Genomic DNA, 5,751 nt, shown 5'->3' with positions numbered 1-5,751 from the left:
GGATTCCCGTGGACCAGCCGTCGGAGGCGATGTGATGGACCGTCCCGACGAGGACATGGCGCTGTGCGTCCAGTCGCAGCAGGAGCACGCGGAAGATGGGGCCGTGCTCCAGGTCGAAGGGCCGTGAGGCCTCCTCGCTCACCAGTCGCCGGGCCTCGACGAGCTTCGTATCTTCCGGGAGGGACTCCAGCTCCCTCACCGTGACAAGCATGGGCTTGGGGGCGTGGATGTGCTGACGCGGCTCTCCGTCGCGCGTCACGAATGTGGTGCGCAGGGATTCGTGGCGCTCGACGAGCGACGTGAAGGCGCCCTGGAGCGCGTCCACCTCGAGCGGCCCTTGCAGGAGCAGGGCGAGGGGAATGTTGTAGGTGGAGCTTCCGGGCTCGAGCTGGTCGATGAGCCACAGGCGCTGCTGTGCGAAGGACAACGGGAGGTCGCCCGTGCGCGGCACGGGAACGATGGCGGGCGCGCGGGCGCGCGGGGACGTTCCTCCATCCTCGCCAAGGCGGGTGGCGAGCGCGGCGATGGTGGGGGTCTCGAACAGCGCGCGGAGAGGCAGCTCCACGTCGAGCGTCCTGCGCACGCGTGAGACGACCTGCGTGGCGAGCAGGGAGTGGCCGCCGAGCGCGAAGAAGTTGGCGGTGACGCTGACCTTGTCGAGCTGAAGCACTTCGGCCCAGATGGCCGACAGCGTCTCCTCGATGGCACTGCGAGGCGCGACGAAGAGGCTGTCCTCCGTGCCCTGCTCGGGGACGGGTAGGGCCTGCCGGTCGACCTTGCCGTTGGGCGTCAGCGGCAGCGCGTCCAGGCGCATGAAGACCGTGGGCAGCATGTACTCGGGCAGCCGCTCGCGCAGTGCGGCGAGCAGCGTGTCCGTATCGAGCGGCGCGGAGACGAGATAGGCGACGAGGCGGTGCTGGCCAGGGACGTCCTCGCGCACGAGGACGATGCTGTCACGCACGCCCGGTTGCGCGCGGAGGGCGGCTTCAATCTCGCCCAGCTCGATGCGCAGACCGCGCAGCTTCACCTGGAAGTCGGTGCGGCCCAGGTACTCCAGTCGCCCTTCCGCGAGCCACCGGACCTTGTCACCGGTGCGGTACAGGCGCGCTCCAGGCGTGGCGGCGAAAGGGTCCGGGATGAAGCGCTCCGCGGTGAGCGCGGGCCTGCCGAGGTAGCCCAGGGCCACCTGCGCACCGCCCAGGTACAGCTCCCCTGGGACACCCGGCGGGACGGGCCGCAGGGTGTCGTCGAGCACATAGGCGCGTGTGTTGGCGACGGGACGACCGATGGGAATGGAGACGCCCGACGTGACGGCATCGACGACGGTGTAGGTCGAATCGATGGTGACTTCGGTGGGGCCGTAGAGATTGACGAGCCGCGCCTGAGGGAGCCGCTCGCGGGCGAGGGACGCGAGCGAGGCGGAGAGCGCCTCACCTCCGCAGAACAGCCACCTCAGGGACGTGGCGCGAGCCAGTGAGGGCTCGTCGAGGACGAAGCGCAGCAGGGACGGGACGAGTTGGAGGACGGTGATGCCCTGCCGGACGACGCAGTCGAGCAGCAGCGCCGCATCGCGGTGGGCGTCAGTGGGCGCGAGCACGAGCGGCGCACCCGCGAGGAGCGGAGCCCAGCACTCCCAGACGGACGCGTCGAAGGCGAGCGGCGTCTTGAGCAGCACCCTGTCCCGCGCGGTGAGCGGGAAGACCTGGAGGAACCAGGCCATGTGATTGGCGAGCGCGCGGTGGGGAATGAGCACGCCCTTGGGCTGTCCCGTGGAGCCCGAGGTGTAGATGACGTATGCGGGAGCGTCGGGCTCCGGCTTCGACAGGAGAGGCTCAGACGGTGTGCGCGCGAGCTCCTCCGCGTGCGAGGCGGAGTCGAGGCAGAGGATGTCGAGTCCGTCGGGCAGGAGCGAGACGAGCGCCTCCTGGGACAGCACGAGGCGAGCCCCGCTGTCGCGCAGCATGAACGCGAGGCGCTCACGCGGGTAGTCGGGAGACAGCGGGAGGTAGGCGGCACCCGCCTTGAGGATGGCGAGCAGGGCGACGGGGAGCTGGGGCGTGCGATGCGTGAGCAGCGCAACGAAGTCGCCAGGGCGCACCCCTCGCGAGCACAGCACCCGGGCGAGCTGGTCGGCGCGCTGGTTGAGCTGCGTGAAGGAGAGCGCTTCGTCATCGGAGAGGACGGCGAGGGCCTCGGGCGTGAGGCGGGCCTGCTGCTCGACGAGTCGATGGACGAAGGGTTCGGTGGCGACGTCCGTGCCCGTCTCGTTCCAATCGAGCAGGACCTGCCGCTGCTCCTGCTCGGTGAGCAGCGAGCAGGACGCGACGGGGATTTGGGGCCGCGAGACGAGTGCTTCGACGAGCGTGGTGTAGTGAAGGGCGAGTCGCTCGACGGTGGCGTGCTCGAACAGGTCTGAGTTGTAGCCGAGCGAGCCCGCGTAGCCCTCCGGCAGCTCCACGAGGTTGAGGTTGAGCTCGAACTTGGACGTGACGCCGTCGACGTCCACGGGGCTGATGGTCAGCGCCTGCTTCTGGATGGCGGAGGCGGGCGTGTTCTGGAGGGAGAAGAGGACCTGGAACAGCGGACTGCGGCTCAAGTCACGGGCCGGCTGGAGCACCTCGACCAGTCGCTCGAAGGGCACGTCCTGATGAGCGTAGGCGCCGAGCGCGGTCTCCTTCACCTGTCGCAACAGGTGCTGGAACGAAGCCTGTCCGTCGATGCGCGCCCGGAAGACCAGCGTGTTGACGAAGAATCCGATGAGGCCTTCGAGCTCCGAGCGCTGGCGACCCGCGATAGGCGAACCGACGGTGAGGTCGTCCTGGCCCGAGTAGCGCGAGAGGAGCAACTGCCACGCGGCGAGCAGCGCCATGAACGGCGTGGCGCCCTCCTGCTGGCACAGCGCCTTGAGCTTCTCGGCGGTGGAGGCGGGCAGGAACACGCCGACGTTGCCGCCGCGCGAGGTCATGACCGGAGGACGCGGCTTGTCGGTGGCCAGCTCCAGTGGCACGACGCCGGAGAGCTGGTTGCGCCAGAAGGTGAGCTGCCGTTCGAGCACCGCACCCTGGAACCAATCGCGCTGCCAGACGGCGTAGTCGGCGTACTGGATGGCGAGGGGCGAAAGCGGTGACGGCCTACCGTGGGCGAAGGCGTCGTAGAGCGCGGCGACTTCCTGGACGAGCACGCCCATGGACCAACCGTCGGAGACGATGTGATGCATGTTGAGCGCGAGCACGTGCTCGGTAGGCGACAGCTCCAGGAGCTGCGCGCGGATGAGCGGTCCCGTGGAGAGGTTGAAGGGACGAGCCAGCTCCTCGAGGAGCAGTCGCTTCACTTCCTCGCGAGCGGTGGAGGGCTCCAGGCTCCGCAGGTCCACGCGCACCAGGGGTAGCTCGCCGTGGGGGGCGATGCGCTGGTAGGGCTGGTCGTCCTGCTGGAAGAAGGTGGTGCGCAGCGCCTCGTGACGCCGCACCAGCTCGTCGAAGGAACGCTGGAGCGCCGCCGTGTCGAGCGGCCCTTCCAGGCGCACGAAGGACGGCATGTGGTACGCGGCCCCGCCGGGCTGGAACTGATCGATGAACCAGAGCCGGAGCTGCGCGAAGGACAGGGGCACCAGGCCTTCGCGCGACACGGGGACGATGGGCGGCGCGAGCGCCTGCGTCTCTCCCTGCCCCTCGTCTTCGATGCGGGCCGCGAGCGCGGCGACGGTGGGCGCCTCGAAGAGCGCGCGCAGCGGAAGCTCGACGGCGAAGGCGGACCGGATGCGCGAGATGACCTGGGTGGCGAGCAGCGAGTGACCACCGAGCGCGAAGAAGTTGTCCGTGACGCTCACGCGTGGCAGGTGCAGGACGCCGGAGAACACCTTGGCCAGCTTCTCTTCCTGGGGTGTCCTGGGCGCGATGAATGGGGCCTCGCGCTCCTGCGCACCCAGGTCGGGCGCGGGCAACATGCGCCGCGCGAGCTTGCCGCTGGGCGTCAGCGGGAGCGTCTCCAGCGAGACGAAGGCCGTGGGCACCATGTACTCGGGCAGGTGCTGGAGCAGGAGGGTCCGCAGGTTCTCCGCGCTCGGGGGCTCCGACGCGGACACGGGGACGAAGTAGCCGACGAGGCGCTTGAGGCCGGGGGCGTCCTCACGGACCGTCGCGGCGGCGTCGCGGATGCCGGGGATTGCGCGCAGCGCGGCCTCGACTTCACCCAGCTCGACGCGGAAGCCTCGCAGCTTCACCTGTCCATCGAGGCGACCGAGGAACTCGACGGTGCCGTCCGCCTTCCAGCGCGCCGAGTCACCCGTGCGGTAGACGCGAGCGCCGGGCGTGGTGCTGAAGGGATGGGGAACGAATTTCTCCGCCGTCAGCTCGGGCCTGCCCGCATAGCCGAGGGCCAGGTGCGCGCCGCCGATGAAGAGCTCGCCCGGCACGCCGATGGGCGTCGGCTGGCCCAACGCATCCAGCACGAAGAGCTGGGTGTGCGGCAGCGGCCCGCCGATCGACGGAAGGCGGGGCCAGGAGGAGGGTGCGCCCTGGAGCCGGTGGGCGGAGACGACGTGCGTCTCGGAGGGGCCGTACTGATTCTCCAGGATGCAGCCCGGCAGCTTCTCGAACAGCGCGATGAGCGCGGGAGTGACCTGGAGCTGCTCCCCGGCCGTCACGACTTCGCGCAGGGCGGTGGGCAGGGTGGCGCCGTGAGAGACGGCATCCGCGATGGCCTGGAGCGCGACGAAGGGCAGGAAGAGCCGCTCGACTCGCTGCTGCTGCATGAAGTCGAGCAGCGCGGGGATGTCCTGGCGCAGTCCTCCGGTGGGAAGCACGAGGGTGCCGCCCGCCCACCAGGTGGAGAACAGCTCCTGGCAGGAGACGTCGAAGCTGAGCGACGCGAACTGGAGCGTCGTGGCCGACGGCTTTTCGGACTGGCGCAACTGCCACGTCAGCAAGTGGCTCAGCGCGCGGTGTGGCAGCGCGACGCCCTTGGGCCGTCCGGTGCTGCCGGAGGTGTAGATGATGTACGCCGGAGACTCGGTCGAGACGGAGACGTCTGGCGCGTGCTCGGGCAGTGCCGCCAGCGACTCGGCCTGCTCATCCAGCAGAACGAGTCGTGCTCGCGACGAAGGAAGCACCGCGCGCAGGGCGGAGTGCGAGAGGACGACAGGCGCCGCGGAGTCCTCGAGCATGAAGGCGAGGCGCTCTGCGGGGTAGTTCGGGTCGAGCGGGAGGTACGACGCACCGGCCTTGAGGGTGGCGAGGACGGCGACGGCCATGTCGAGGGACTTGTCGAGGCAGATGCCGACGGCGCCGCCAGGAATCACGCCGCGAGAGGCGAGGTGGTGGGCGAGCTGATTGGCGCGTGCATCGAGGGCGGCGTAGGTGAGCGAGCGCGAGCCATCGGAGAGGGCGATAGCGTCGGGCGTGCGGAGCGCCTGGGCCTCGAAGGGGCCGTGCAGCGTCGTGACGGCGTGAGACTCGCGTGACGTGTCATTCCAGGAGACGAGGGACTGGTGACGCTCCTGCTCATCGAGCAGGGGCAGGCGCCACAGCGACTGACCCGGGTTGTTCACCGCGGACTTCAGCAGGCGCAGCAGATGCGCGCCCATCCGCTCCGCGGTGCTTCGGTCGAACAGGTCGGTGTTGAATTCGAGCAGGCCGCCGATGTCGTCGCCGAAGTCACCGCAGAGCAGGGACAGGTCGAACTTGGCCGTGCCGCTGTCCACCTGCATCGGCTCGAGCGGACTCTTCTCCTCACCGTCCTGCGGCCCGGCCG

At 69.7% G+C, this 5,751-nt stretch carries 1 protein-coding gene; it reads right to left on the bottom strand.

Annotated elements, in window-relative coordinates; all coding sequences use genetic code 11:
- The coding region (locus tag HUA78_RS45495; protein ID WP_174479100.1) for a non-ribosomal peptide synthetase at positions 1–5,751 on the bottom strand (5,751 nt) is incomplete at both ends.

The organism is Myxococcus sp. CA033, from assembly GCF_013336625.1.
GTDB classification, from domain to species: domain Bacteria; phylum Myxococcota; class Myxococcia; order Myxococcales; family Myxococcaceae; genus Myxococcus; species Myxococcus llanfairpwllgwyngyllgogerychwyrndrobwllllantysiliogogogochensis.
Note: the sequence above shows the minus strand (reverse complement) of the source record. Positions and strands in the feature narration are given on the sequence as shown.